Consider the following 25,055-nt stretch of genomic DNA (forward strand, 5'->3'; position numbering starts at 1 on the left):
ACCTCAGTCGGCGCGGATCCACCGCTCGGCGAAGGCCAGGAAGCTGTCGTTCTCGTCGAGATGGGTGACGGTGACCCGGACGCCGTCGTCGGCGAAGGGCCGCACCACGACTCCGGCGTCGATCGCCGCGCGCGCGAACTCCGACGACCTCTCGGCCAGGTCGAGCCACACGAAATTCGCCTGCGAGTCGGGTACCCGGTAACCTGCGGCGCGGAGCCGCTCGGTGACCCGCCGGCGTTCGGCGACCACCGCGTCGGTGCGCTCGAGCAGTTCGTCGCCGGCCTCCAGGCAGGCCAGAGCTGCGGCCTGCGCGACGCTGTTGACCGAGAACGGCACATGCGCCTTACCCAGGGCGGTGATGATCTCCGGATCGCCGATCGCGTACCCGACGCGCAGGCCGGCGAGCCCGTACGCCTTGGAGAACGTGCGCAACGCGACCAGGTTCGGGAACTCGCGGCGCAATTCGAGGGCGTCGTAGGCGTGGTCGTCGTCGAGGCGGGTGTATTCGAAGTACGCCTCGTCGAGGGCGACGACGATGTCCGACGGCACCGACTGCAGGAAGGCGCGGAGATCGTCGGCGGTGACCACGGTCCCGGTCGGGTTGTTGGGGTTGCAGACGAAGATCAGGCGGGTGCGGTCGGTGACCGCGTCGGCCATGGCCGCAAGATCGTGCACGTCGTCGCCGGTGAGGGGAACCTGGACCGGTGTCGCCCCGACGAGCCGCGTCGCGAGGGGATAGGTCTCGAAGGAGCGCCAGCCGAAGACGACCTCGTCGCCGGGGCGACAGGTGACCAGGATCAGGTTCTGGCAGAGGATCACCGATCCGCATCCGACCTGGATCTCCTCGGGGCTGACGCCGAGGTTCTTCGCCAACGCGTCGGTCAGCTCGACCATCCCGTTGTCGGGGTATCGGTTCACACCGGCCGCGGCATGTGAGATCGCCTGCAGAACAGAGGGGAGCGGACCGAAGGTGACCTCGTTGCTGGCGAGTTTGACCGCGTCCGGGAACGTCTTGCCGGGGACGTAGACGGGCAGGTCGGCGAGGTCGGGACGGATACGAAAGGTCACCGTCCAACTGTAGGTCCACGGTCGTGGCGGACGATGCCCGGACCCGGCAATCCGGCTCTGACCGCGCGGTTTGCTTCTGCCGCCGGGCGGTGTGTAATCTTTCGCTTCGGCAGTTCGAAAGGACTCCGCTAGGAGGCGTGCCAGAGCGGCCGAATGGGACTCACTGCTAATGAGTTGTCTCGCTAAAACGGGACCGGAGGTTCAAATCCTCTCGCCTCCGCCGACCGCAGTCGCGCCGACCGCGGTGACAACTGAACAGCACGACAGCTGAACAGTATGACAACTAAATAACCACGCGCCCGTAGCTCAACGGATAGAGCATCTGACTACGGATCAGAAGGTTTGGGGTTCGAATCCCTACGGGCGCACTCTCAAGACCCCGCCACCGGCGACAACGGTGGCGGGGTTTCTTGCTTTCCGCATCACCGTCGGATGTCGGCCTGGTCACCGTTTTGTGGCCTTTCGCCGCCTTTGGGTCGGAACGGGCGTGAATGGTGTGCGCTGAAGTTGCTCAAGTTCTGTCAGTGGCATGCGTGTGCACCCAACGACCTCGAGAGGCTGACATGATTCCTGCACCATTCACCAAGTACGCGGCCGAGTTGTTCGGCACGTTCTGGCTTGTCCTCGGCGGCTGCGGTACCGCGGTCTTCGCTGCCAAGCAGGTTGCCGAGGGAGACGACAAGGGGACGCTCATCCAGGTGGGCGTCGGCTATCTGGGCGTCGCGCTGGCGTTCGGACTGACCGTCGTCACCATGGCCTACGCGCTCGCCCACATTTCCGGGGCGCACTTCAATCCGGCGATCTCGCTCGGCGCTGCGGTGAGCGGGCGACTCGAATGGAAGGACTTGCCGGGCTATTGGATCGCCCAGGTCGCCGGTGGTCTGCTCGCCGGTCTCGCGATCTATGGGATAGCGCAGGGTAAACCGGGCTGGACGGCCACCGGCAACATGGCCGCCAACGGATACGGCGACCACAGTCCCGGCCATTACACCCTTGCCGCGGTCCTGATCGCCGAGATCCTGCTGACCGCGTTCTTCCTCATCGTCATCCTCGGCGCGACCGACGGGCGGGCCCCGAACGGCTTCGGGCCGTTGGCAATCGGCTTCACCCTCACGCTCATCCACCTGGTGTCCATCCCGATCTCCAACACCTCGGTGAACCCGGCCCGCTCGACGGCGGTGGCGTTCTTCAACGGCGACGGCGCGCCCGGCCAACTGTGGGCGTTCTGGGTCGCCCCACTCATCGGTGGCGTCGTCGGCGGACTGATCTATCCGTTGCTCTTCGAGGACGGCAAGTTCAAGTACGGTGCGTCGGCGCCTGAGGAGACACCGGCCGCCTGACCGCGTCGGCCGCGGCGAACGCGGGCAGTTGACGAAACTCCGCAACCGGCGAAATCGGACAGCCGCTGCGAGAATCACTGCCCATGGAACTGTTGATCCTGGTGCTCGTGGGTGCCGTCATCATCACCGCGATCGCCGACCGGCGCGGCATGCAACCCGCGTTGATCATCGTGGTGGTCGCGCTGGCGGTCTCCTTCGTCCCGGGCATGCCGCATGTGGAACTCGAATCCGAGATCCTGCTGACGGTCGTGCTGCCACCGCTGCTGTACTCCGCAGCGCTGGGCTTCTCGGTGCCGAGCTTCGTGCGCAACATCAAGCCGATCCTGGGGCTCGGGGTGGCGATGGTCGTCATCACCGCCTTCGCCGTCGGGTGGATCGCGTCGTTACTGATCCCCGAGTTCACCTTCGCGCTGGCATTGTTGCTCGGGGCGATCGTCGCACCGCCCGACGCGGTCACCGCCGTGGCCATCGGACGCAAGCTCGGACTGCCGAAGCGGTTGATGGCCATTCTCACCGGCGAGAGTCTCGTCAACGACGCCGCGGCGCTGTCGCTGTTCGCCATCGCGATCTCCCAGATCGCGTCCACCCACGCGTTCATCGACAATCCGCTGGCGCTCTTCGGCTACAACGCGATTCTCGGTCCCATCGTCGGCGCCGTCCTCGGCTACCTCACCCTCTGGATTCGACGCCACCTGCGCAACCCCGCACTGGAGACGGTGCAGGGCTTCGTCGTTCCGTTCGCGGCGTTCCTCGCCGCCGAACACATGCACGCCTCCGGGGTGCTCGCGGTGGTGATCGCCGGCTTCGTGGTCGGGTCGGGGTCGGTGCACGCCGGCTATCAGACGCGGCTGCAGGAACGCTATGTGTGGAACTCGGTCGACGTGTTGCTCGAGGCATTTGTGTTCGCCTACATCGGGTTACAGATGAGGTTCATCATCGAGGATCTGCGCGAGGCGCGAGAATCGTTGCTACAGATCACCATTGCCTCACTCCTCGTGCTGGCCGTGGTGCTCGTGATCCGTCCGCTGTGCGTGTTCGCGATGTTCGGTCGTGGCTTCGTCAGCCGCCACCTCGACGCCACGGTCGCGGTGGAGATCCAGCCCACCCCGCGCCGCGGCGCCGCCGGCCGCCGCGACCCCGCGCAGGCGCCGGAGTGGTGGCGGAGCCTGCGCGAACGCATCGACAACCGACCGCTGACCTGGCAGGAGTCGACGGTGGTCGCCTGGACCGGCATGCGCGGCGTGGTCTCCCTCGCGGCCGCCTCCGGCATCCCGCTGACCGTCGCCGACGGCAGTGCGTTCCCCGAACGCTCGGCCATCCAGGCAATCGCGTTCGTCGTGGCCGTCGGGACCATCCTCATCCAGGGCCCGACCCTGCCCTGGCTCATCAACCGGCTGCAGCTGCGCAACGAGGATGAGGAACGCTACGACCACGAGCAGACCGCCCGCGCCGAGGCCATCGTGCACGGCGCGGCCGACGAGGTCATCGCGGGCTTCGTCGACAACCCGCCCACCGACCTCGACGAGGTGACCGTCGACTTCATCAAGGAGACCGTCGCACGACAGTCCCGCGACGCCGAGGAGATGCCCGACCCCGACGCGCACACCGCGCGTACCGACGCCTTCGCCGCCCTGTATCGCAGCGTGCTCTCGGCCCAACGCGACGCTCTCGTCGCGGGCAGAGAGAACGGACACCTCGAGGACGAGGCCGTCCGCGCCATGCTCGATCGCCTCGACCTGCAGGAAGCGGGCCTCACCGCCCGACTCGAGAGCCGCCTCTGAGACGTCGTCAGTAAGGTCGAAGGTGCACGTGTTGGATACGGGTGCGCCGGCTCGGCGACCCGCGGTGATCGGGAGTGGCGACATGGGACAGCCCACCGGGCAACGGCCCGACGGCGCCAACGATTACCGCATCCCGCTGCTGCCGGGCAACTATCCGCCGCTCGGCTACTCCGACCGTGGACTCCCTCGCTACACCGCCGCCGACCTCGCCGCCCGCGACGCACCGCAACCCGGTCCCCGCCCCGACGTCGCGCAGGTGCCGCCGTCGGACGGCCGGGGTGGGGTCGGCATGAGTGCGGCCAGTACGGACGCCGAGCCACCGCATCCTCCGCAGCGTCCGCGCCGCTCCGGGGAAGAGCGTGGGGTCGGCGCCACCGTGGTCATCTTCGCCGTCGTCGGCCTGGTGATCGTGGGTCTCGTCGTCTTCGGCGTCCGCTCGCTGCACCAACAACAGAACCCGACCATCACCCTGCCGACCGCCGACCCCACCAACACCTACTCGCTACCGGTGTTGCCCACCCGGCCCGGCCTGCCCTCGCAGCCCGGTGGCGACCAGCCCGGCGGTGGGTCCGGCGGTGGTTCGGGTACGACGCCGGGCGCACAGGTCACCTACACCGTCACCATCAACGGCGTCGGGACCATCCTCTACGTCGACGACGTCGGCGTCCGGACCGACTTCACCCCGCCTGCGAACTGGACGGTCACCTTCGCCGCGAGCCGCAACCCGCTGCGACTGTTGGTCGTGGCCGGCGACGGATCGTCGGCGCACTGCACGATCACCGTCGCCGGCCGACCGGTCGCCGACGACAGTGTCGAGGCCTCCTCGACCCGGCGAACGGCCACGTGCATCGCCTGACCCGCGGGTCATATCGGGGTCCTCGGCGTGTGTCGGCGGCCCGAGGTCGCTACCGTATGTGTGTGAGTTCCCCGCAAGCAGCCCCGCAGGCGTCGGCGAGCGACGCCACCGAGTTCAAGACCATGATCACGTGGCGCGGTGTCGACACCGAGCGCCTCGAACAGGTCCGCCTCAACGTCCAAGGCGCTCGGGTCAAGGCGTACGGCCGCATCATCGCCGCGGCGACCGCCGACCACGACGCGTTCTCCGCGTCATACGAGCTGGTCACCAACGATGCCGGCGTCACCAAGCGGCTGTCGATCCACCTCGTACAGGCCGGCGGTGAGACGCAGCTCGGAATGGCTCGCGACGAGGAGAACACCTGGCTCGTGCAGACTGGGGGCGAGACCGTCCGCAAGGACTTCGGTGGCGCCGAGGACGTCGACCTCGCTCTGTCGCCGATGTTCAACGCCCTGCCCATCCGCCGCCTGCATCTCACCGCGGCCGACGCCTCCGGCACCGTCGAGGTCCCCGTCGTGTACGTCTATCTGCCGACGGCGGTCGTCGAACCGGCCACCCTGCGCTACACCCCCGGCCCCGACGGGATCGGGGTGTCCTCGCCGGTCGCCACCTCGACACTGACCGTCGACGACAACGGCTTCGTCATCGACTACCCGGGACTGGCCAGCCGCGTCTGACCGGGGCGATCAGCCCAGCCATACACTCCCGCGGTGCGCCTGGCGGCGCATCTCCGCCTGCCAGCCCGCGGCGCCCGGCTCGACGTCGGTGATCGCCACCCGCGGCGCATTCGCCATCGCCTCGTAGGCGTGCCGGGCGCGGTAGCCGTCGTCGATCAGCACCTGCGTGGTGCCATGATCGCGGAGTTCGTCGCGCGCCGCGGTCAGCCGGTCGATCACCTCGCTGAGCGCGTTGAGTACCGCGATGCCATTCGCCTCGATCATCGCCCGCTGCAACTGCGGAGCGGTCCCGGCAACACGGGTGCCGTCGCGGAAACTGCCCGCGGCCAGCCGGATCGCCAACTCGCTCTCCGCGGCACCGACCGCCGCCGTCGCCGCGGCCGTCAGATGCGGCACATGCGAGATCGCGGCCACCGCGCGGTCGTGCGCGTCGTTGGCGGCGGGCACCACCGCGGCACCCAGCGCGCGCGCCAGCCCGGCGACGACCCGCCAGTCGTCGGCGTCGGTGGTGTCCTCGGTGGTCACCATCCACATCGCGTCGGTGAACAGGTCGGGATCGGTGGCCTCCCAGCCCGAGTGACTCGAGCCGGCCATCGGATGCCCGCCGATATGCCGGGCGTCGGGGAACAGGCGCCGAAAGATCTCGGCGACAGGGGTTTTCACACTGATGACGTCGGTGATCAGGCAGCCTGCCGCATTCTCGGCGATCGCCGACACGATCGGTTCGATCGTGGTGACCGGGGTCGCGAGCACGATGACCGCGTCGGTGTCGGCGGCGCGGCGCAGCGTCGCCACGAGATCGGTGGATGCGTCGTGGCCGTCGGCGCGGGCCTGCTCGACGGTCGCCGACGAGCGGTTGTAGCCGAAGGTGGAGGCGCCCGACGCATCGAGTGCCCGCATCATCGACCCGCCGATGAGGCCGAGACCGAGAATGCAGACCGGGGTGGAGCGGATGTCTGTCACCATCCCAGATTTCCACATCGCCGTGGCGCGGGTAGGACTTGGGGAGTACGCCCCCGACGGGCTACCGTGACCTGCATGGCAGGTGCCGGCGCGGGAGTATCGGGTTCCAACAGCAACGACGTCGTCGACGGCGTGGAAGGTTTCGCTGTCGCGGTGGTGCGCGAGGATGCCGCCTGGAAGGTCACCGCCCTCAAACCGGACGCCCTCACCGACCTCGATGCCGCCGAACGGCAACTGCGTGATCTGCGGTCGGCGGGCGCGGTGTTCGGTCTGCTCGACGTCGACGAGGAGTTCTTCATCGTCATCCGCCCGGCACCCGGAGGTGCGCGGATGCTCATCTCCGACGCCACCGCGGGCATCGACTACGACGTGGCCGCCGATGTGCTCGACGCCCTGAACATCGACGTCCCCGACATCGACCCCGACGAACTCGACGACGTCGACCCGTGGGAAGAGGGTGACCTCGGCATCCTGTCCGATCTGGGCCTGCCCGACGCCGTCATGGGCGTCATCGTCGGCGACACCGACCTCTACGCCGATGAGCAGATCGGGATGATCGCCGCGCGGCTCGGATTCGCCGACGAGCTGTCCCGCGTGCTCGACTCACTGGGGCATTGAGCTCCGCGACTCCCGCCGGCGCCGCGCAGATGCGGGTGTGGGAGTCGATGATGAATGCCGCCCTCGACGCGGCGGCTCTCTCCGGTGACGACGACGTACCGATCGGTGCCGTCGTCTTCGATCCCGTAGGCGTCGAACTCGCCCGCGCAGCCAACCGTCGAGAGGCCGACTCGGACCCGACCGCGCACGCCGAGATCCTCGCGTTACGCGCGGCGGCCGCTGCCTTCGGCGACGGATGGCGACTACCCGGGTGCACCATCGCCGTCACCGTCGAACCCTGCACGATGTGCGCCGGAGCCATCGGCCTCGCCCGCGTCGAGACCCTGATCTTCGGTGCGTGGGAGCCGAAAACCGGTGCGGTGAGCTCACTCTGGGACGTGGTCCGCGATCCGCGGCTGACCCATCGACCACAGGTACGCGGCGGCATCCTCGAACAACGGTGCCGAACGCTGATGGTCGAGTTCTTCACCACCCGCCGCGACCTGTGACTCTGTGGCAGATTTGACGGTGCACGACATCGGACGAATCCGTATTCCACCCCGAACCTCAGGAGGACGGCATGGCCGACGCAAGCGACAAGGTCAACGAGGTCATCGGCACAGCCAAGGAGAAGCTCGGTGAACTCGCCGACAACCCCAAGGTCGCCGAGGCCCTCGGCACGGCGAAGGAGAAGATCGGCGAACTCGCGGAGAACCCGAAGGTCAACGAAGCCCTCGACACCGCGAAGGAAAAGATCGGTGAGCTCGCCGGGAACGAGAAGGTGCAGGGCGCGCTGGGCACCGCCAAGGAGAAGTTCGACGAGGTGAGGGGCAAGTTGGGTCACTGAAGTTGGGTCACTGACGCCCCCTGTGGCGGTCGGTACGGTGGAAGGCGGGGGCAACCCCGCCCATGCGAACCGTCGAGACCAGGCGTGGACGCATCATCCGATCGCCTCGACGTGCGCGCCGTGCGCGCACCCGGCAGAGGAGGCTCACCATGGCACTATCCGATGACGCCAAGAACAAGGCCGAAGAGCTCAAGGGACGCGGGAAGGAAGCCGCAGGCAGCCTGACCGACGACCAGGACCTCAAGAACGAGGGCAAGGGCGACCAGGCCGTCGCCCAGGGCAAGCAGAAGATCGCCGACGCGGCCGACGCCGTCAAGGGAAAGGTCGACGACATCAAGGACAAGCTCAGCGGCAACTGACACCCGCCGTTTGCCCGTCTGACCAGCCGATTTAAGGCCGGGCGCGGGCCTGCGGTACAGTCTTCGGCGGTGGCGTGTCCGAGCGGCCGAAGGTGCAGCACTCGAAATGCTGTGTGCGGTAACCCCGTACCGAGGGTTCAAATCCCTCCGCCACCGCCGACAATGGCCCCCTATCCTCGCAGGTAGGGGGCCATTGTGCTGTCCGGGGAGGCTTGTGCCGTACTTATGGGTCACCAGGTGACTTGAAAGTACGGCACAACGCGCACGGCGGCCGTATCTGCCGTCGATCGTTCGTGTGAATCCCATGGACCTGGGCCGACCGCTGGTCGATGATCAACAGCATGAGCACTCCGCAGCAGCCGGGTAACGACCACAACCAGCCCGGACCGTCGAACGCGCCGACGACCCACTATCAGAAGCAGAGCCCGGGTCCGGACGGGCAGCGGACCACCGCGTACCAACGTCCGCCGGCGCCGAGGCCGACCGAGGCGCCGACGCGGGTGCACGCACGGCCACAGGTAGCGCAGCCGGCCGGTCCGCCGCGCCATATCGCACCGACCGCCCAGCCCGGCATCGCCCAGCCCGGCATGGGGCAGTCGCAGGTACCGCCCGGCCGGCCGGGCCCGCCGGCACGGTCGGACGCGCAACCTCCGGCACCGGGCGGACAAGTACCGACCGGCCGCCCCGTCGCCGACGGCGCGGCGATGAAGAAGCGCAACCCGATTGCGGTGTGGATCGGCCTGCCGCTGATCACCCTCGGGATCTACTCGCTGGTCTGGTACTACAAGATCAACAAGGAGATAGCCGCCTTCGATCGGCGCAAGGAGATCTCGGCGGTCGGGCCACTGTTGGTGATCATCTTCCTCGGTTGGACGGTCATCGCCCCGATCATCAGCTTCCACAACACCGGCAAGCGCATCCGTGAAGCGCAGCGTAGCGCCGGGCTACCCGAGACGTGTAATCCGTTGCTGTGCTGGGTACTAGGCTTCGTCTTCGGTCTGCACACCTTCTACATGCAGAGCGAACTGAACAAGATCGTCGACCGCTACGGAGCCGAACCGGGCACGACGGTGCCGCTGTTCGCCTGACTCACAGGAACGATCCGGCTCCACCGACGAGGTCGAGGAGTGGTTGGGGAAAGAACCCGAGCACGATCGTGACCGCCGTGCACAAGGCGATGGAGGTGGTCGTCAATGCGCTGGGCCGCACCACATGCGGGGCGTCGACGGGGACGTCGGAGAAGAACATGGCCACGATGATGCGGATGTAGAAGTAGGCCGCGATGGCGCTGCTGATCACACCGATCACCACCAGAATCGAACCGCCGCTTCCCGAGACCGCGGCGAACACATCGAACTTCGCGATGAAGCCACTCGTCAACGGAATGCCGGCGAACGCCAGCAGGAACATCGAGAACATCGCTCCGACAAGCGGATAGCGCCTTCCGAGACCGGCCCACTGGTCGATGCCGGTGGCCTCACGCCCGGACAGGTGCGCTCCGGTGGCCCCGCCGATGCGCGCCGACCCGGTGAACGTCGTCGGCTCGCGAACCACCGAGACCGTGGCGAACGCACCGAACGTCGAGAAGGCGTACGCGGCCAGATAGAACAGGGTGGCGCTGACGCCCGATTCGTCAAAGGCGATGAGCCCCAACAGGATAAATCCGGTGTGTGTCACCGAGGAGTAGGCGAGTAGGCGTTTGACGTCGGACTGGGTCACGGCCATCACCGCGCCGCCGAGCATGGTGACGATCGCCACCGCCCACAACACCGGTTTCCACTCGTCGGCGAGCGCACCGAAGCTTGTGTAGAAGACCCGCAACAGCGTGCCGAACGCGGCGATCTTGGTGGCCGCGGCCATGAACGCGGTCACCGGCGTGGGTGCGCCCTGGTAGACGTCGGGGACCCACGAGTGGAACGGCACCGCGCCGATCTTGAACAGCAACCCCACCGAGAGCAGCGCCAACCCGATCAGCGGGAGCAGTACCTCACCCGACGTTCCGGCGGCGGCGCGATCGACGCTGATCCCGATGACGGTCAGGTCGAGCGAGCCGGTGCCGCCGTAGACGAAGGCGGCACCGAAGAGGAAGAACGCCGACGAGAAGGCGCCCAGCAGAAAGTATTTGAGGGATGCCTCCTGGGAGAGCAAACGGCGCCGCCGGGCCAGGGCGCACAACAGGTACAGCGGCAGCGAGAACACCTCGAGCGCGATGAACATGGTGAGCAGATCACCGCACGCGACGAACAGCATCATCCCGCCGACCGCGAGCAGGGTCAGCGGGAACACCTCGGTGGTCACGCCACCGGCGCGGGTCGCCTCGAACTCGTCGTCGGAATTCGGGGTACTCGCCCCCGACGGCGTGAACATGTCGGCGCGACCGCCGGCCAGCGTGGCCTGCGCAGCAGCACCCGGCCCGTCACTGACCCGGCGTCGTGCGGCCGGTTGTCTCGCCGAACGTGTCGACGGCGCCACGACCCGCTCGAGTCCGCGTTCGGCCATGAACGCCACGGCCAGCACGGAGATCACCAGCAACAGGCCCTGCAAGAACAGGGCGGGCCGATCGAGCACCACCGCCCCGGACACCGCGGTCCGGCCCTGACCGCCGTCGGCGGTGAGATGAACTGCCAGCACGATGACCGCGATCAGCGCGGCCACCAGCCCCGCCGTCGACAGCACCAGTTGGGCGCGCCACCGGCCGGCCCGTGGCGCGAACGCCTCGACCAGCACCCCGATGACGCCGACGCCGAAGACGATCAACATCGGTGACAGCAGGGAGTATTCGACGTGGGGCGGGGTGATTGTGGCCAGTGCCGTCGTGATTTCGTCCGCAGTGGTCACGTGTGCCGCCATCACTTGCCACCTCCGTTGTTCTGGACCACCACGGCCGGTGCCGGGTCGTCGCGTCCCACGGTGGTCAGCGTGTGCGAGACCGTGGGAGTGATCAGATTCAGCAGCGGCTGCGGGAAGAACCCGAAGACGAGTAACAGGGCGAGCAGTGGCGCCACGACGAGACGTTCGCGGCCGTGCAGATCAGGCATCGTCCGGCGGGCGGCGCCGGGACCCTCCACCGGTGTCGGTGGGCCACCCATCACGCGCTGATAGAGCCAGAGAATGTAGATGGCGGACAGGACCAGCGCGCTCGACGCCGCGATCGCGGCGACCGGGTACCGGGTGAAAGTGCCGATGAACACCAGGAATTCGCTGATGAACGGCGACAGGCCGGGAAGCGACAGGGTGGCCAGCCCGGCGACGAGGAAGGTGCCGGCGAGGACCGGCGCGACCTTCGCGACGCCACCGTAGTCGGCGATCAGGCGGCTACCACGCCGCGAGACGAGGAACCCGGCGATCAAGAACAGTGCCGCGGTGGAGATCCCGTGATTGACCATGTACAGGGTGGCACCGCTCTGCGACTCGCTGGTCATCGCGAACACCCCGAGGATGATGAACCCGAAATGCGAGATCGAGGTGTAGGCGATCAACCGCATCATGTCGGTTTGTGCGATGGCCAGGATCGCGCCGTAGACGATGCCGATCACCGACAACGCGATGATCAGTGGGGCAAAGGTTTTCGACGCCTCGGGGAACAGCTGCAGACAAAATCGCAGCATCGCGAAGGTGCCGACCTTGTCGACGACGGCCATCATCAGCACCGCCGACGCCGGGGTGGCCGCCACCGCCGAATCGGGCAGCCACGAGTGGAACGGCCACAGCGGGGCCTTGATCGCGAAGGCGATCATGAAGCCGCCGAACAGCAATGCCAGTACCCCGGTGCTCGCGTCGAGGCGTCCGCCGGCCACCGCGTCGGAGATCGCCGGAAGACTGAAGGTGCCGCGGCCGTCGGCGCCGATCCCCGAGCGTGCGGTCACCACGTACAGCCCGATCACCGCCGCGAGCATCAGCAGTCCACCGAACAGGTTGTACAACAAGAACTTCACCGCGGCGGCGGCCTGCATGCCACCGCTGCCGAAACCGCCGATGAGGAAGTACATCGGGATCAGCATGGCCTCGAACACGATGTAGAACAGCAGGACGTCGGTGGCGACGAAGCTCATCAGCACCATCGCCTCGACCGCCAGCATCAACGCGAAGTAGGTGTGCGGGCCCTTCTGCCGACGTCCACCCGAATGATCCAGGGAGCCTGCATGATCGGCGTCACGCCAGCCGGCCAGCACGAGGATCGGCATGAGCACGGTGGTGAGCAGGATCAGGACCAGCCCGATACCGTCGAGACCCAGTTCGTAGCGAGCGCCGAACGACGGGATCCACCGCACGTTCGTGACGAACTGATAGCGGGGGCCACCGGGATCGAAACCGATCGCGAGCCCGACCGACACCACCAGCGCGGCCACCGTGCCGAGTAGACCCGCCCACTTCGCGAGATCGGGACGCTGCGCCGGGAGCGCGAGCACACCGACGGCGACCACCGCCGGGATCAGCCACAGGATCGTCAACCAGCCCATCGTCTACACCCCCCTGACCAGCATCAGCACGGCCACCACAACGGTCGCCCCGGCCAGCATCGACAGCGCATACGATCGGACGAAACCGCTCTGCCACAGCCGTATTCGATTCGACGATGCGGTGACCAAGGTGCCGACGCCGACCCCGGCGCCGTCGACCCCCTCGGATTCGAGGACGTCGAGACCACGGGCGAGTGCCTGACCGGGCCGCATCAACACGCGCTCGTTGAACGCGTCGCCGTAGAGGTCGCGACGTGCCGCGACCGTCACCGCGGTGACCTCGCGTGGCGCCGTCAGCGGGATCGGGGCGCGCGCGTATCGCGCCCACGCCACACCGATACCCGCCGCGACCACCACCAGGATGCCCACCGTCACCACCCAGCTGGGCACGGGCAGCTCGCTGTGATGCTCGCCGACGACGGGTGTCAGCCAGTGCACCAGCGCGTCGCCGCTGACCAGCAACCCACCCGCGGCGACCGATCCGAGTGCGAGCAAGATCATCGGGCCGGTCATCGAGGCCGGTGCCTCGTGCGGGTGTGCCTTAGGTGCCCAACGCTTTTCGCCGAAGAAGGTCATCAGCATGATGCGGGTCATGTAGAAGGCGGTGATGCCCGCACCGAGCAGCGCGGCCCCACCGAGGAGAACCCCGCGCGCACCGCCGGCACCGAAGGCCGCCTCGATGATCGGGTCCTTGGAGAAGAACCCCGAGAACGGGGGTACCCCGATCAATGCCAGATACCCGAGCCCGAAGGTGACGAAGGTGATCGGCATGAGTGTGCGCAGCCCGCCGAATCGGCGCATGTCGGTCTCGTCGTTCATCGCATGCATCACCGAGCCCGCCCCGAGGAACAACCCGGCCTTGAAGAACCCATGGGTGAGTAGATGCATGATCGCGAATGCGTAACCGGCCGGCCCCAATCCGGCGGCCAGCACCATGTAGCCGATCTGGCTCATCGTGGAGGCGGCCAGCGCCTTCTTGATGTCGTCCTTGGCGCAACCGATGATCGCGCCGAACAGCAGTGTCACCGCACCGACGACCGCCACGGCCAGGCGGGCGTCGGGGGCGACGTCGAAGATCGCGTGCGAGCGGGCGATCAGATAGACGCCTGCGGTCACCATGGTCGCCGCATGGATGAGCGCCGACACCGGCGTCGGGCCCTCCATCGCGTCACCGAGCCACGATTGCAACGGCACCTGGGCGGATTTGCCGCACGCGGCGAGCAACAGCAGGAAACCCAGTGCGGTCATGGTGGCGTGTCCGGCGGCGTCGGCACCGGCGAACACGGTGGTGAACGAGACCGATCCGAAGGTCGCGAACATGACCATCAGCGCGACCGCCAACCCGATGTCGCCGACGCGATTCACCACGAATGCCTTCTTCGCGGCGGTCGCCGCCGAGGGCCGCTGCTGCCAGAATCCGATCAGCAGGTAGGACGCGAGACCGACTCCCTCCCAACCGAGATAGAGGCCGAGGTAGGAGTCGGCGAGTACCAGCACGAGCATCGCGGCGAGGAACAGGTTGAGGTAGGCGAAGAATCGGCGACGATCGGGATCCGAGGCCATGTAACCGATCGAATAGATGTGGATCAGGGTGCCGACGCCGGTGATCAACAGGACGAAACACATCGACAGCTGATCGAGATAGAGCCCCATGTCGACACTCAAGCCGCCGCTGCCGGCGCCGGCCGGGGTGATGTGCAGCCACGTGAACAGCACCTGGTGCACGGGACGGTCGGTGGTGGACCGGCCGAGCATTCCGACGAACAGCGCGATGCCGACGCAGAACGACGCGCCGGCCAGCACGCATGCGAGGTAATGCCCCCAACGGTCGGTGCGCCTGCCCGCCAACAGCAGGACGGCCGCACCCAGTAGCGGCAGCGCGGGAACCACCCAGAGGATGCTCGCCGATGTGTCGGTGCTCATGCCGCCCTCCTCATCTCCCGGCCGTCCCTATCTCCGCAGCAGGGCGGCGTCATCGACCGAGGCGCTGCGCCGGGATCGGAAGATCATCATGATGATCGCGAGTCCGACGACGACCTCGGCGGCCGCGACCACCATCGTGAAGAACGCGATCACCTGCCCGTCGACGCTGCTCTGCATGCGCGCGAAGGTCACGAACGACAGGTTCGCGGCGTTGAGCATCAGCTCGATGCACATGAACACGACGATCGCGTTGCGCCGCAACAACACCCCGGCCGCACCGATGGCGAACAGCAGGGCCGAGAGATACAGGTAGTTCTCGGGGTTCACTTCGCCGTCCCCCGATCCGGTTGCCGGGCGCGCAATCGTGCGTTGACCGACAACTCCGACGGGGTGCCGTCGGGTAGCAGGGCGGGGATGTCGACGGCGTTGTGCCGGGCGAAGACTCCTGGACTCGGCAGCGGTGTGACGTCGATGCCCTTGCGGAACCGCTCGATCGAGATCTCCCGCTGGGTCCGCTTCGGTCCGAAGCGTTCTCGGTGCGCCAGCACCATCGCGCCCAGTGTCGCCGTGATCAGCAGGGCGCCGGTGAGTTCGAACGCCCACAGGTAGCGCACGAAGATCAGTTCGGCGATGGCCTCGACGGCGCCGTTGCTCCCCGGTGGCCGGGCTGCCACCGCGCCCGGCGGTGCGGTGATCGCGACGGTCGCCGCACCGATGCCGCCGCACAGCAACGCGCCGAACCCGATTCCCAACACCACCGCGGCAACCCGTTGTCCGCGTAGCGTTTCGACCAGGGAATCCGAGGAGTCCACGCCGATCAGCATGAGTACGAACAAGAACAACATCATCACCGCGCCGGTGTAGACCACCACCTGCACGACGCCGAGGAACAGGGCGCCCTGCGCGACGTAGAAGACGGCGAGCACGATCATCGTGGTGGCCAGGAACATCGCCGAATACACGGCCTTGGTGGCGAAGACCACCCCCAACGCGCCGGCGACGGCCACGACGCCGAGAATCCAGAACTGCACCGCCTCGCCGGTGGAGGTGCGGGCGGCGTCGGCGAGCACCGCGTCGGTCAGTGCCGCACCCGAGTGCGCCAGGATCGTCGAGGCACTCACGGCACGACCCCGGCGCTGGTGGTTCCGGTGCTGGTGGTCACGGCGTCGGTGGTCTCGGCGTCGTTGGGCTCGGTGCCGGCGGACCGGCCGGTCACGGTGCCGTCGGCGCCCACGCGTCCCAGGTAGTAGTCGGCCTCTCGTGGTGCGGTCCCCGCTGCGGCCGCAGCGCTGACATCGTGCGGTGTCGGCTCGGTGCCCGCCGGTAGTGGCGCGAGCAACTGCTGCTTCTCGTAGATGAGGTCGGCGCGGTTGTCGTCGGCGAGCTCGTAGTCGTTGGTCATCGTCAATGCCCGGGTGGGGCAGGCTTCGATGCACAGGCCGCAGCCGATGCACCGGAGGTAGTTGATCTGATAGACGCGGCCGTACCGTTCACCCGGCGAATAGCGCTGCTCGTCGGTGTTGTCGGCGCCCTCGACGAAGATGGCGTCGGCCGGGCAGGCCCATGCACAGAGTTCGCAACCCACGCACTTCTCGAGACCGTCGGGGTGCCGATTGAGTTGGTGCCGACCGTGATAGCGCGGCGCGGTGGGTTTCTTCTCCTCGGGGTACTGCTCGGTGACCGTCGGCGCGAACATCGACGAGAACGTCACCCCCATGCCGCTCAAGGGTTTGGGGGGCTTGAGGAAGTCAGGCATCGGTGGTCTCCTTCGCGGGGAGTTGGCCGGGCAGGGGTGGCACCGGGAAGCCGCCGGCCATCGGGTCGAACGGAATGTCGCTCCGGGGTGCGGGGGTCTCGGGTACCGGGACGCGCGGTGGCGCGGGGCGGACGACGCGACGAACGAGCCAGAACAACAGGAGGGCCACCACCAGCCCGACGGCCGCCGACACCAATGCCCGTGGCACCGTGTCACTCGCCGAACCGAATGCCGCGCGGATCAGCGCGACGATCATCACCCAGGTCAACGACACCGGGATGAGGACCTTCCAGCCGAGATTCATGAACTGGTCGTAGCGCAGACGCGGCAGGCTGGTGCGCAACCAGATGAAGACGAACATGAACACCCAGACCTTGAGGGTGAACCACAGGATCGGCCACCAGCCGGAATTGGCTCCGTCCCACAGACTCAGCGGCCACGGCGCCTGCCAGCCGCCGAGGAACAGCGTGGTGGCCAGTGCCGACACGGTCACCATGTTGATGTACTCGGCGAGCATGAACATCGCGAACTTCAGTGAGGAGTACTCGGTGTGGAAGCCGCCGACGAGTTCGCCCTCGGCCTCGGGGAGATCGAAGGGCGCGCGGTTGGTTTCGCCGACCATCGACACCGCGTAGATGACGAAGGACGGGAGTAACACGAGGCCGTACCAGTAGTTGTGTTGTCCGGCAACGATCTCCGAGGTCGACATGGTGCCCGAGTCGAGGAACACCGCGGCGAAGGTCAGGCCCATCGCAATCTCGTAGGAGATGACCTGTGCGGTCGAGCGCAGTCCGCCGAGCAGGGGATAGGTGGACCCGGAAGACCAGCCGGCCAACACGATTCCGTAGACCCCGATCGACGCCATCGCCAGGATGAACAGCACCCCGACGGGCAGGTCGGTCAGTTGCAGCGGGGTGTGGTGGCCGAACACCGACACCATCGGGCCGAACGGGATCACCGCGAACGCCATGATGGCCGGGACCACGGCGATGACGGGCGCGATCAGGTAGAGGACCTTGTCGACACCGAACGGTGTGATGCCCTCTTTCAGTGCGAGTTTCACGCCGTCGGCCATGCTCTGCAGCATCCCGTGCGGCCCGACCCGGTTGGGCCCGAGTCGGGCTTGCATGCGGGCCATGATCTTTCGTTCGGCGAGGATCGCGACGAGCGGATTGGCCACCAGAAAGGCGAAGACCGCCACCGCCTTGATGAGCACGAGCCACCACGGATCGTGGCCGAAGTCGCCGAGATCGGGATAGTCGGTGGCTGCCAGGTTCACGACTGCCCTTCCGCCGGACGGATGGCGACGACGTCGCCGGATTCTGCATGGAGCTGCGAACGGACATGCGAGGACACCGAATTGGTGGGCACCCACACCACGCCGTCGACCATGTCGGTGATCAGCAGCGGAAGCCGGAGTGTGCCCGAGTCGGCACCCAGTTCGACGTCGTCTCCGTCGGTGAGTCCGGCGGCGGTCGCCGTGGCCGCCGAGCATCGCGCGACCGACGGGTGCGCGGTGCCGGCGAGATACGGCTCGCCGTCTTGGAGTCGGCCGTCGTCGAGCAGCAGATGCCAGGTCGACAGCACCGCCTCGCCGGGGCCGGGTGTGCGGGCAGCCGACTCCGGGGGTACCGGTATCTCCGGTCGAGAGCCCGTCCACGGGCCGAGGCGGCCCAATTGTGCTCGAATATCGGTGATCTCGCGGCAGTCCAGCGAGACACCCGCCGCCTGCGCCAGCGCGTCGAGGACCCGATGATCCGACAGACGCCCGGTGTCGGCGAGGGCGGCCGGGAACGGTCGCGCCCGCCCCTCCCAGTCGAGGAACATCCCCGCCTTCTCCGCGGCCGCCGCGACCGGCAGCACCACGTCGGCGCGTTCGGTCACCGCCGATGTCCGGATCTCCAGGCTCACCAGGAAGCCCACCGCGTCGAGCGCGTCGATCGCCGCGGCGGGGTCGGGGAGATCGGCCGGATCGACGCCACCGACGAGCAGCGTGTCGAGGCGCCCGGTCGTTGCGGCGGAGAGGATCTCACCGCTGTCGCGTCCAGGGACGGACGGGAGATCGCGCGCCTGCCAGAGCCCGGCGACCTGAAGTCGCGCGCCGGCGTCGCTGACCGGCCGGCCACCGGGCAGCAGGGTCGGCAGCGCGCCGACCTCCACCGCTCCGCGATCGCCGGCCCGACGCGGAATCCACACCAGTCGTGCGCTGGTCCGTTCGGCGAGTCGTACCGCCGCCGAGAGCGCGCCCCGTGCGCTCGCGAGACGTTCGCCGACGATGATCACCGATCCCGAGTTGCCGAGCAACGCGGCGGTGGAGTCGTCATCGAGTACCGCGGCCTCGGCGCCCGGAACAACGGGAAGTACCGTGCCGCTGAGCTTTTCGATGCCTGGACTGCGCCACGGTGCGATGGTGTGGACCCGCGTGCCGGTGGTGCGCACCGCGCGACGCAGTCGCAGGAAGACGATCGGTGACTCCTCCTCCGGCTCGAATCCGGCGAGGAGCACGGTCGGGGCCGCGACCAGTGCGTCGTAGGTGAGGTCGTCGGCGCGGGCGGCGACGTGGCGGGTGAGGAAGGCGGTCTCCTCGGCACTGTGGGGCCGGGAGCGGAAGTCGATGTCGTTGGTGCCGAGAACGGTTCGCGCGAACCGGACGTAGGCGTAGGCGTCTTCGGCGGTGATCCGGCCACCGGTGAGGACTCCGGCACGGCCGCGGGCGGCCTGCAATCCGTCGGCGGCGGCGCGCAACGCCTGCGCCCACGACACCTCCCGCAGCTGTCCGTGCCGGTCTCGGACCAGCGGTGTGGTGAGCCGATCGGCGCCGGCGGTGTAGGCGAACGCCCAGCGTCCCTTGTCGCAGTTCCACTCCTCGTTGACGGCGGGGTCGTCGGCGGCCAGGCGCCGCAACACCTTTCCGCGCCGATGGTCGGTGCGCTGGGCGCAGCCGCTCGCACAGTGTTCGCAGGTGCTCGGGGTGGACACCAGGTCGAACGGCCGCGCGCGGAAGCGGTAGGCGGTGCCGGTCAACGCACCGACGGGACAGATCTGCACGGTGTTACCGGAGAAGTACGAGTCGAACGGGGTTCCGTCAGCGGTGCTGACCTGTTGCAGCGCACCGCGATCGGCGAGGTCGATCAGTGGGTCGCCGGCGATCTGGTCGGCGAAGCGGGTGCAGCGGGCGCACAGCACGCACCTCTCCCGGTCGAGCAGCACCGCCGAGGACAGCGGAACCGGTTTGGTGTAGGTGCGTTTGGGTCCGGTGAACCGCGAGCGTGGCCGCCCCGCGGTCATCGCCTGGTTCTGCAGCGGGCATTCACCGCCCTTGTCACAGATCGGGCAGTCCAGCGGATGGTTGATGAGCAGCAGTTCCATCACCCCGCGCTGGGCCTTCTCGGCGATCTCCGAGCCGAGCTGGGTGCGGACCTCCATGCCCTCGGTGACCGTCGTGGTGCACGAGGCGAGCGGTTTGCGTTGCCCCTCGACCTCGACGAGACACTGCCGGCACGCACCGACCGGGGCGAGCAACGGGTGATCGCAGAACCGGGGGATCTGGATGCCCGCACGTTCGGCGGCCCGGATCACCAAGGTGCCGGGCGGTACTCGCACCTCGGTGCCGTCGATGGTCGCGGTGACGAGTTCGACGGGTTCGGCGGACGAGGGCCGATCGGACAGTGCGGTCATCGGCTCGCTCCCGGGACGTACGGCGTGCGGTGGTCGGTGAAGACGGTCGACGCGGCGGGATCGAACGGGCAGCGCCCGCGCGCCTGCGGACCCGACCTGGTACGGGTGTGGGCGAGGAACTCGTCCCGGAAGTACTTGAGCGCCGACACGATCGGGCTTCCGGCGCCGTCACCGAGTGCGCAGAACGACTTCCCGACGATGCTGTTGGTGACGTCGGAGAGGACCTCGAGTGCCGCGGACATCTCGTCGGCGTCGAGGTCGCCGGACTCGATGGCACGCAACTGCTGCACCAGCCAGTAGGTGCCCTCCCGGCACGGTGTGCACTTACCGCACGACTCGTGTGCGTAGAACTCGGTCCAGCGCAACACCGCCCGCACCACGCAGGTGGTCTCGTCGAAGATCTGTAAGGCCTTGGTACCCAACATCGATCCGGCCTCGGCGACGCCCTCGTAGTCGAGCGGGACGTCGAGATGATCGGCGGTGAGCATCGGCGTCGACGATCCGCCCGGCGTCCAGAACTTGAGGTGGTGCCCGTCGCGGATGCCGCCGGCTCGATCGAGCAACTGCCGCAACGTGATACCGAGGGGAGCCTCGTACTGGCCGGGATGATTGACGTGTCCCGACAGCGAGTACAGGGTGAATCCCGGCGACTTCTCGGTGCCCATCGCCCGAAACCAGTCGATGCCGTTGCGCAGGATCGCCGGGACGCTGGCGATCGATTCGACGTTGTTGACCACCGTCGGACTCGCGTAGAGACCGGCGACCGCGGGGAACGGCGGCCGCAGTCGGGGCTGGCCGCGACGACCCTCGAGCGAGTCGAGCAAGGCCGTTTCCTCACCGCAGATGTACGCGCCCGCGCCGGCGTGCACCACGAGGTCGACGTCGATTCCCGATCCGAGGATGTCACGCCCCAGATAGCCTGCGGCATAGGCCTCGTCGACGGCCTGACGCAGGCGACGCAGCACCCCGACGACCTCACCGCGCAGGTAGATGAAGGCGTGGCGCGCCCGGATCGCGTAGGCCGCGATGATCGCCCCCTCCACGAGGGCGTGCGGAGATGCGAGCATCAGCGGCATGTCCTTGCAGGTGCCCGGCTCGGACTCGTCGGCGTTGACCACCAGATAGTGCGGTGGCGCATCCGGATTCGGGGCGTCCCCCTTGTCCTGCGGGATGAACGACCACTTCAGTCCCACCGGGAAACCCGCCCCGCCGCGCCCGCGCAATCCCGCCGACTTGACCGCCTCGATGACGGCGTCGGGAGCCATGTCCAGCGCGGCGCGCAGGCCCCGATATCCGTTGTGGCGCCGATAGTTGTCCAGGGTCCACGACTCCGGCTCGGCCCAATGCCGCGACAGGACCGGCGGCGCCGCGGGCTCAGCCTCGACCGGATACTCGGTGGGCCCGGCATCACCTGCTGCAGCATCACCTGCGGTGGGCGACGCGACCTTTCCGACTCCGGCCAATACGGCTGCGGTGTCCCGGAATCCGGCCACCGCCCGGTCACCGCGACTGGGCGTGACCTCCACCCCGGCCCGCAGGTCCTCGACGAGTTCGACCACCGACTCCGGGGTCTGCTGGTCGAAGAACTCCCAGTTGACCATCACCACCGGGGCGAGATCGCAGGCCGCGTTGCATTCGAGGTGCTCGACGGTGATCCGGTGATCCTCGGTGGTCTCACCGGGTGCGACACCGAGGTGTTCACACGCCGTGCGCAGGATCTCGTCACCGCCGAGAACCCCACAGAGGGTGTTGGTGCACACACCGATCAGATACTCACCGGTGGGCGTGCGGCGGAACATCGAGTAGAAGGTGGCGACCGCGGCGACCTGTGCGTCGGTGAGGTCGAGGATCTCGGCGCACAGTGCGATACCGGCGCGGGTGAGGTGTCCGTCCTGGGACTGCATCAGGTGCAGCAGGGGTAGCAGCGCCGATCGGGATTGTGGGTAGCGCGCGACGATCGGGGCAGCCGCCTGTCGCAGACGATCGGCGACGCCGTCGGGATAGGTTGCCGGGCCGTCGAACTCGATCGGTCCGTGCGGGCGTGCGACGCACGCTGCGGGTTCGGCCGGCGCACTACTGGTCGGGGTGGGTTCGGGTGGCGGTCCGTCGATTCCCAGCTCGAGGTACACCGGTTCGCTCATCGGTCCACGCCTCCCATCACCGGGTCGATGCTGGCCACCGCGGTGATCACGTCGGCGACCATGCCGCCCTCGCACATCGCCGCCACGGCCTGCAGGTTGGTGAACGACGGATCGCGGAAATGCACTCGGTAGGGCCGGGTTCCGCCGTCGGAGACCATGTGGACACCGAGCTCACCGCGCGGCGATTCGATCGCGGCATAGCACTGGCCCGGTGGCACCCGCATACCCTCGGTGACGAGTTTGAAGTGGTGGATCAACGACTCCATGGATTCGCCCATGATCTCGGCGATGTGGGCCGGGGAGTTGCCGAGTCCGTCGGGTCCGAGCGCGAGATCGGCGGGCCAGGCGATGTTGGCGTCGGTCACCATCACCGGTCCGGGGCGCAGCCGTGCCAGGCACTGTTCGACGATCCGCACCGATTCACTCATCTCACGTACGCGAATCATGTAGCGCCCGTAGGAGTCGCAGGTGGTCTCGGTGATCACGTCGAACTCGTAGTCCTCGTACCCACAGTAGGGTTCGGTCTTGCGCACGTCGTGCGGCAGGCCGGTGGATCGCAGGACGGGGCCGGTGATGCCCAGCGCCATGCACCCGGTGAGGTCGAGGAAGCCGACGTCACAGGTGCGTGCCTTCCAGATGTAGTTGTCGGTCAACAGGTCCGAGAGTTTGGCCAGCTGCTCGGGCAGGGCGGCGACGATCGCGGCGATCTGCTCCACGGCGCCGTCGGGGAGGTCGGTGGCCACTCCGCCCGGCCGGATGAAGGCGTGGTTCATCCGCAGGCCGGTGACGAGCTCGAAAATGTCGAGGATCTGTTCGCGAATACCGAAACCGGAGAACATCGCGGTCACCGCACCGAGTTCCATACCGCCGGTGGCCAGGGCGACCAGGTGGGAGGTGATCCGATTGAGCTCCATGAGCATCACCCGGATGACCGAGGCGCGCTCCGGGATCACCTCGGTGATACCCAGGAGCTTCTCCACCGCCAGGCAGTACGCCGTCTCGTTGAAGAACGGCGAAAGATAATCCATGCGGGTGACGAAGGTGACGCCCTGAATCCAGTTGCGGTACTCCAGGTTCTTCTCGATCCCGGTGTGTAAGTAACCGATTCCGCACCGTGCCTCGGTGACCGTCTCGCCCTCGATCTCCAGGATCAACCGCAGCACCCCGTGCGTGGACGGGTGCTGCGGACCCATGTTCACCACGATCCGTTCCTCACCGGAGTTCGCGGCGGCGCGCGCCGACACCTCGGAGACGATCTCGTCCCAGTCCTGGCCGGAGACGGTGTAGGTGTGTTCGGGGCGTGCGGCGTGACTCGGCCGCGGGTCGAGATCGGTCATGAGTATGACCTCCGGCGATCGGGTGGTGCAACCTGGGTTCCCTTGTACTCCACCGGAACCCCGCCCAGCGGGTAGTCCTTGCGCTGGGGATGACCCACCCAGTCGTCGGGCATCGAGATCCGGGTGAGCGCGCGGTGGCCGTCGAAGACGATGCCGAAGAAGTCGAAGGACTCGCGTTCGTGCCAGTCGTTGGTCGGGTAGATCTCGCACAGGCTCGGGATGTGCGGGTCGGCGTCGGGGACCGCCACCTCCAGTCGCAGCCGCCGATTGTGGGTGATCGACGCCAGCGGATACACCGCGTGGAGTTCGCGGCCGGTGTCGTCGGGATAGTGAACCCCGTTGACGCCCAAGCACAATTCGAATCGCAGTGCCTCGTGGTTGCGCAGCGTCAGCGCGACGACGGCCAGATGTCGGGCGACGACGTACATCGTCATTTCCCCGGCGTGGATCTCCACCTTCTCGATGGCCTCGTCGAAACCCGGCCCCCCGCCCGCGTCGAGTGCGGCGGAGAGCGTGTCGGCGATGTGGTCGAAGTATCCGCCGTAGGGCTGGGTCGCCGCGGGCAAGGTGACCGTCTGGACCAGCCCGCCGTATCCGGACGTGTCGCCGCTGCCGTGCACCCCGAACAGGCCGTGGCGCACCGCGATCACCTCGTCGGGTGCGGTCGTCTCGTCGTCGGTCATCGCAGCAGGCCCTTCAGCTCGATCGTCGGAGTGGCCTGCAGGGCCGCTTGTTCGGCGGCCCAGATTGCCTCTTCGCGATTGACGCCCAGTGGCATCTCGCCGATCTTGCGGTGCAGGGCGAGGATGGCGTTGAGCAACATCTCCGGACGTGGCGGACAGCCGGGGAGATAGATGTCGACGGGCACCACGTGGTCGACGCCCTGCACGATGGCGTAGTTGTTGAACATGCCGCCCGAGCTGGCGCAAACACCCATCGCCAGAACCCATTTGGGCTCGGTCATCTGGTCGTAGATCTGGCGCAGCACCGGGGCCATCTTCTGGCTGACCCGTCCGGCGACGATCATCAGGTCGGCCTGGCGTGGCGAGGCGCGAAACGCTTCCATCCCGAACCGCGCCAGATCGTAGCGACCGGAGGTGCTCGCCATCATCTCGATGGCGCAACACGCGAGGCCGAAGGTCGCGGGCCACAGCGAGCCCTTGCGCATGAATCCCGCCAGGTCCTCCACAGTGCTCAGCAGGAATCCACTGGGCAGTCTCTCTTCGAGGCCCATCGCCTACCTCCTCGCCGCGCCGGACGGGTCACGGGCAC

At 67.7% G+C, this 25,055-nt stretch carries 23 protein-coding genes and 3 tRNA genes; 12 read left to right on the forward strand and 14 right to left on the reverse strand.

Annotated features, from left to right (window positions below):
• Positions 1 to 3 precede the first annotated feature (3 nt).
• Positions 4 to 1,068, reverse strand: a complete 1,065-nt coding sequence (hisC, locus tag QNM97_RS25155; RefSeq protein WP_283820824.1) for a histidinol-phosphate transaminase — start codon at positions 1,066 to 1,068, stop codon at positions 4 to 6.
• A gap of 131 nt (positions 1,069 to 1,199) precedes the next feature.
• On the opposite strand from hisC, the gene QNM97_RS25160 reads away from it, so the two are divergent.
• The 6 genes from QNM97_RS25160 (at position 1,200) to QNM97_RS25185 (ending at position 5,722) form a co-directional block, all read left to right on the forward strand.
• Positions 1,200 to 1,288: transfer RNA gene (locus tag QNM97_RS25160), tRNA-Ser, on the forward strand.
• A 75-nt stretch (positions 1,289 to 1,363) separates the two neighbouring features.
• Positions 1,364 to 1,436, forward strand: a tRNA-Arg gene (locus QNM97_RS25165).
• Between the two features lie 195 nt (positions 1,437 to 1,631).
• Positions 1,632 to 2,408 carry an aquaporin Z gene (gene aqpZ / locus QNM97_RS25170; RefSeq protein ID WP_283820825.1) on the forward strand — a complete coding sequence of 259 codons (777 nt, stop codon included), beginning with the start codon at positions 1,632 to 1,634 and terminating at the stop codon, positions 2,406 to 2,408.
• 83 nt (positions 2,409 to 2,491) lie between these two features.
• Positions 2,492 to 4,189 carry a cation:proton antiporter gene (locus tag QNM97_RS25175; RefSeq protein WP_283820827.1) on the forward strand — a complete coding sequence of 566 codons (1,698 nt, stop codon included), beginning with the start codon at positions 2,492 to 2,494 and terminating at the stop codon, positions 4,187 to 4,189.
• An 82-nt stretch (positions 4,190 to 4,271) separates the two neighbouring features.
• Positions 4,272 to 5,045, forward strand: a complete 774-nt coding sequence (locus QNM97_RS25180; RefSeq protein WP_283820828.1) for a hypothetical protein — start codon at positions 4,272 to 4,274, stop codon at positions 5,043 to 5,045.
• Positions 5,046 to 5,101: 56 nt separating this feature from the next.
• Positions 5,102 to 5,722: a putative glycolipid-binding domain-containing protein gene (locus QNM97_RS25185; RefSeq protein ID WP_283820829.1), complete on the forward strand. Its 621-nt coding sequence runs from the start codon at positions 5,102 to 5,104 to the stop codon at positions 5,720 to 5,722.
• Between the two features lie 9 nt (positions 5,723 to 5,731).
• Here the strand turns inward: QNM97_RS25185 and QNM97_RS25190 are convergent, their stop codons facing one another.
• Complete coding sequence (locus QNM97_RS25190) at positions 5,732 to 6,688, reverse strand: prephenate dehydrogenase (RefSeq protein ID WP_283820830.1); 957 nt, start codon at positions 6,686 to 6,688, stop codon at positions 5,732 to 5,734.
• Between the two features lie 72 nt (positions 6,689 to 6,760).
• Here QNM97_RS25190 and QNM97_RS25195 point away from each other — a divergent pair, with 72 nt between their 5' ends.
• From QNM97_RS25195 to QNM97_RS25220, 6 genes are all read left to right on the forward strand, one after another.
• On the forward strand, positions 6,761 to 7,303 hold the full coding sequence (locus QNM97_RS25195) for a tRNA adenosine deaminase-associated protein (RefSeq protein WP_208793188.1): 543 nt from the start codon (positions 6,761 to 6,763) through the stop codon (positions 7,301 to 7,303).
• A 29-nt stretch (positions 7,304 to 7,332) separates the two neighbouring features.
• Entirely contained in the window at positions 7,333 to 7,791 is a 459-nt protein-coding gene (locus tag QNM97_RS25200; protein WP_283823321.1) for a nucleoside deaminase, read from the forward strand.
• A gap of 71 nt (positions 7,792 to 7,862) precedes the next feature.
• A complete protein-coding gene (locus tag QNM97_RS25205) occupies positions 7,863 to 8,129 on the forward strand; it encodes a hypothetical protein (RefSeq protein ID WP_283820831.1) in 267 nt (88 codons plus the stop codon).
• Between the two features lie 149 nt (positions 8,130 to 8,278).
• A complete protein-coding gene (locus tag QNM97_RS25210; protein ID WP_006371700.1) occupies positions 8,279 to 8,488 on the forward strand; it encodes a CsbD family protein in 210 nt (69 codons plus the stop codon).
• A gap of 68 nt (positions 8,489 to 8,556) precedes the next feature.
• Positions 8,557 to 8,644: transfer RNA gene (locus QNM97_RS25215), tRNA-Ser, on the forward strand.
• A gap of 185 nt (positions 8,645 to 8,829) precedes the next feature.
• Positions 8,830 to 9,576 (forward strand): DUF4234 domain-containing protein, encoded by a 747-nt coding sequence (locus tag QNM97_RS25220; protein WP_283820832.1) that lies wholly within the window; start codon positions 8,830 to 8,832, stop codon positions 9,574 to 9,576.
• Position 9,577: 1 nt separating this feature from the next.
• On the opposite strand, the gene nuoN is transcribed toward QNM97_RS25220, so the two are convergent.
• From nuoN to QNM97_RS25280, 12 genes are read right to left on the reverse strand one after another with little or no spacing between them, the layout of a single operon-like run.
• Entirely contained in the window at positions 9,578 to 11,338 is a 1,761-nt protein-coding gene (gene nuoN, locus QNM97_RS25225) for an NADH-quinone oxidoreductase subunit NuoN (RefSeq protein WP_283820833.1), read from the reverse strand.
• Positions 11,338 to 12,948, reverse strand: coding sequence for an NADH-quinone oxidoreductase subunit M (locus QNM97_RS25230; protein WP_283820834.1), 1,611 nt, complete (start codon positions 12,946 to 12,948; stop codon positions 11,338 to 11,340). Before QNM97_RS25230 ends, nuoN begins: the two co-directional genes overlap by 1 nt.
• A gap of 3 nt (positions 12,949 to 12,951) precedes the next feature.
• Positions 12,952 to 14,871, reverse strand: coding sequence for an NADH-quinone oxidoreductase subunit L (gene nuoL / locus QNM97_RS25235; RefSeq protein ID WP_283820835.1), 1,920 nt, complete (start codon positions 14,869 to 14,871; stop codon positions 12,952 to 12,954).
• 27 nt (positions 14,872 to 14,898) lie between these two features.
• Entirely contained in the window at positions 14,899 to 15,198 is a 300-nt protein-coding gene (nuoK, locus tag QNM97_RS25240) for an NADH-quinone oxidoreductase subunit NuoK (RefSeq protein ID WP_283820836.1), read from the reverse strand.
• A complete protein-coding gene (locus QNM97_RS25245) occupies positions 15,195 to 15,974 on the reverse strand; it encodes an NADH-quinone oxidoreductase subunit J (protein WP_283823322.1) in 780 nt (259 codons plus the stop codon). The genes nuoK and QNM97_RS25245 overlap by 4 nt, the downstream gene beginning before the upstream one ends.
• Before the next feature lie 14 nt (positions 15,975 to 15,988).
• Positions 15,989 to 16,627: an NADH-quinone oxidoreductase subunit NuoI gene (nuoI, locus tag QNM97_RS25250; RefSeq protein ID WP_283820837.1), complete on the reverse strand. Its 639-nt coding sequence runs from the start codon at positions 16,625 to 16,627 to the stop codon at positions 15,989 to 15,991.
• A complete protein-coding gene (nuoH, locus tag QNM97_RS25255) occupies positions 16,620 to 17,906 on the reverse strand; it encodes an NADH-quinone oxidoreductase subunit NuoH (RefSeq protein ID WP_283820838.1) in 1,287 nt (428 codons plus the stop codon). Before nuoH ends, nuoI begins: the two co-directional genes overlap by 8 nt.
• On the reverse strand, positions 17,903 to 20,305 hold the full coding sequence (locus QNM97_RS25260) for an NADH-quinone oxidoreductase subunit G (protein WP_283820839.1): 2,403 nt from the start codon (positions 20,303 to 20,305) through the stop codon (positions 17,903 to 17,905). Before QNM97_RS25260 ends, nuoH begins: the two co-directional genes overlap by 4 nt.
• On the reverse strand, positions 20,302 to 22,446 hold the full coding sequence (nuoF, locus tag QNM97_RS25265; protein WP_283820840.1) for an NADH-quinone oxidoreductase subunit NuoF: 2,145 nt from the start codon (positions 22,444 to 22,446) through the stop codon (positions 20,302 to 20,304). The genes QNM97_RS25260 and nuoF overlap by 4 nt, the downstream gene beginning before the upstream one ends.
• The gene (locus tag QNM97_RS25270; RefSeq protein ID WP_283820841.1) at positions 22,443 to 23,783 is read right to left on the reverse strand and encodes an NADH-quinone oxidoreductase subunit D; all 1,341 of its coding nucleotides are present in this window, start codon (positions 23,781 to 23,783) and stop codon (positions 22,443 to 22,445) included. The genes nuoF and QNM97_RS25270 overlap by 4 nt, the downstream gene beginning before the upstream one ends.
• Complete coding sequence (locus QNM97_RS25275) at positions 23,780 to 24,466, reverse strand: NADH-quinone oxidoreductase subunit C (protein ID WP_283820842.1); 687 nt, start codon at positions 24,464 to 24,466, stop codon at positions 23,780 to 23,782. Before QNM97_RS25275 ends, QNM97_RS25270 begins: the two co-directional genes overlap by 4 nt.
• Entirely contained in the window at positions 24,463 to 25,017 is a 555-nt protein-coding gene (locus QNM97_RS25280; protein ID WP_006371687.1) for a NuoB/complex I 20 kDa subunit family protein, read from the reverse strand. Before QNM97_RS25280 ends, QNM97_RS25275 begins: the two co-directional genes overlap by 4 nt.
• Positions 25,018 to 25,055 lie beyond the last annotated feature (38 nt).

Source organism: Gordonia sp. L191 (assembly GCF_030077625.1).
GTDB lineage: Bacteria > Actinomycetota > Actinomycetes > Mycobacteriales > Mycobacteriaceae > Gordonia > Gordonia polyisoprenivorans_A.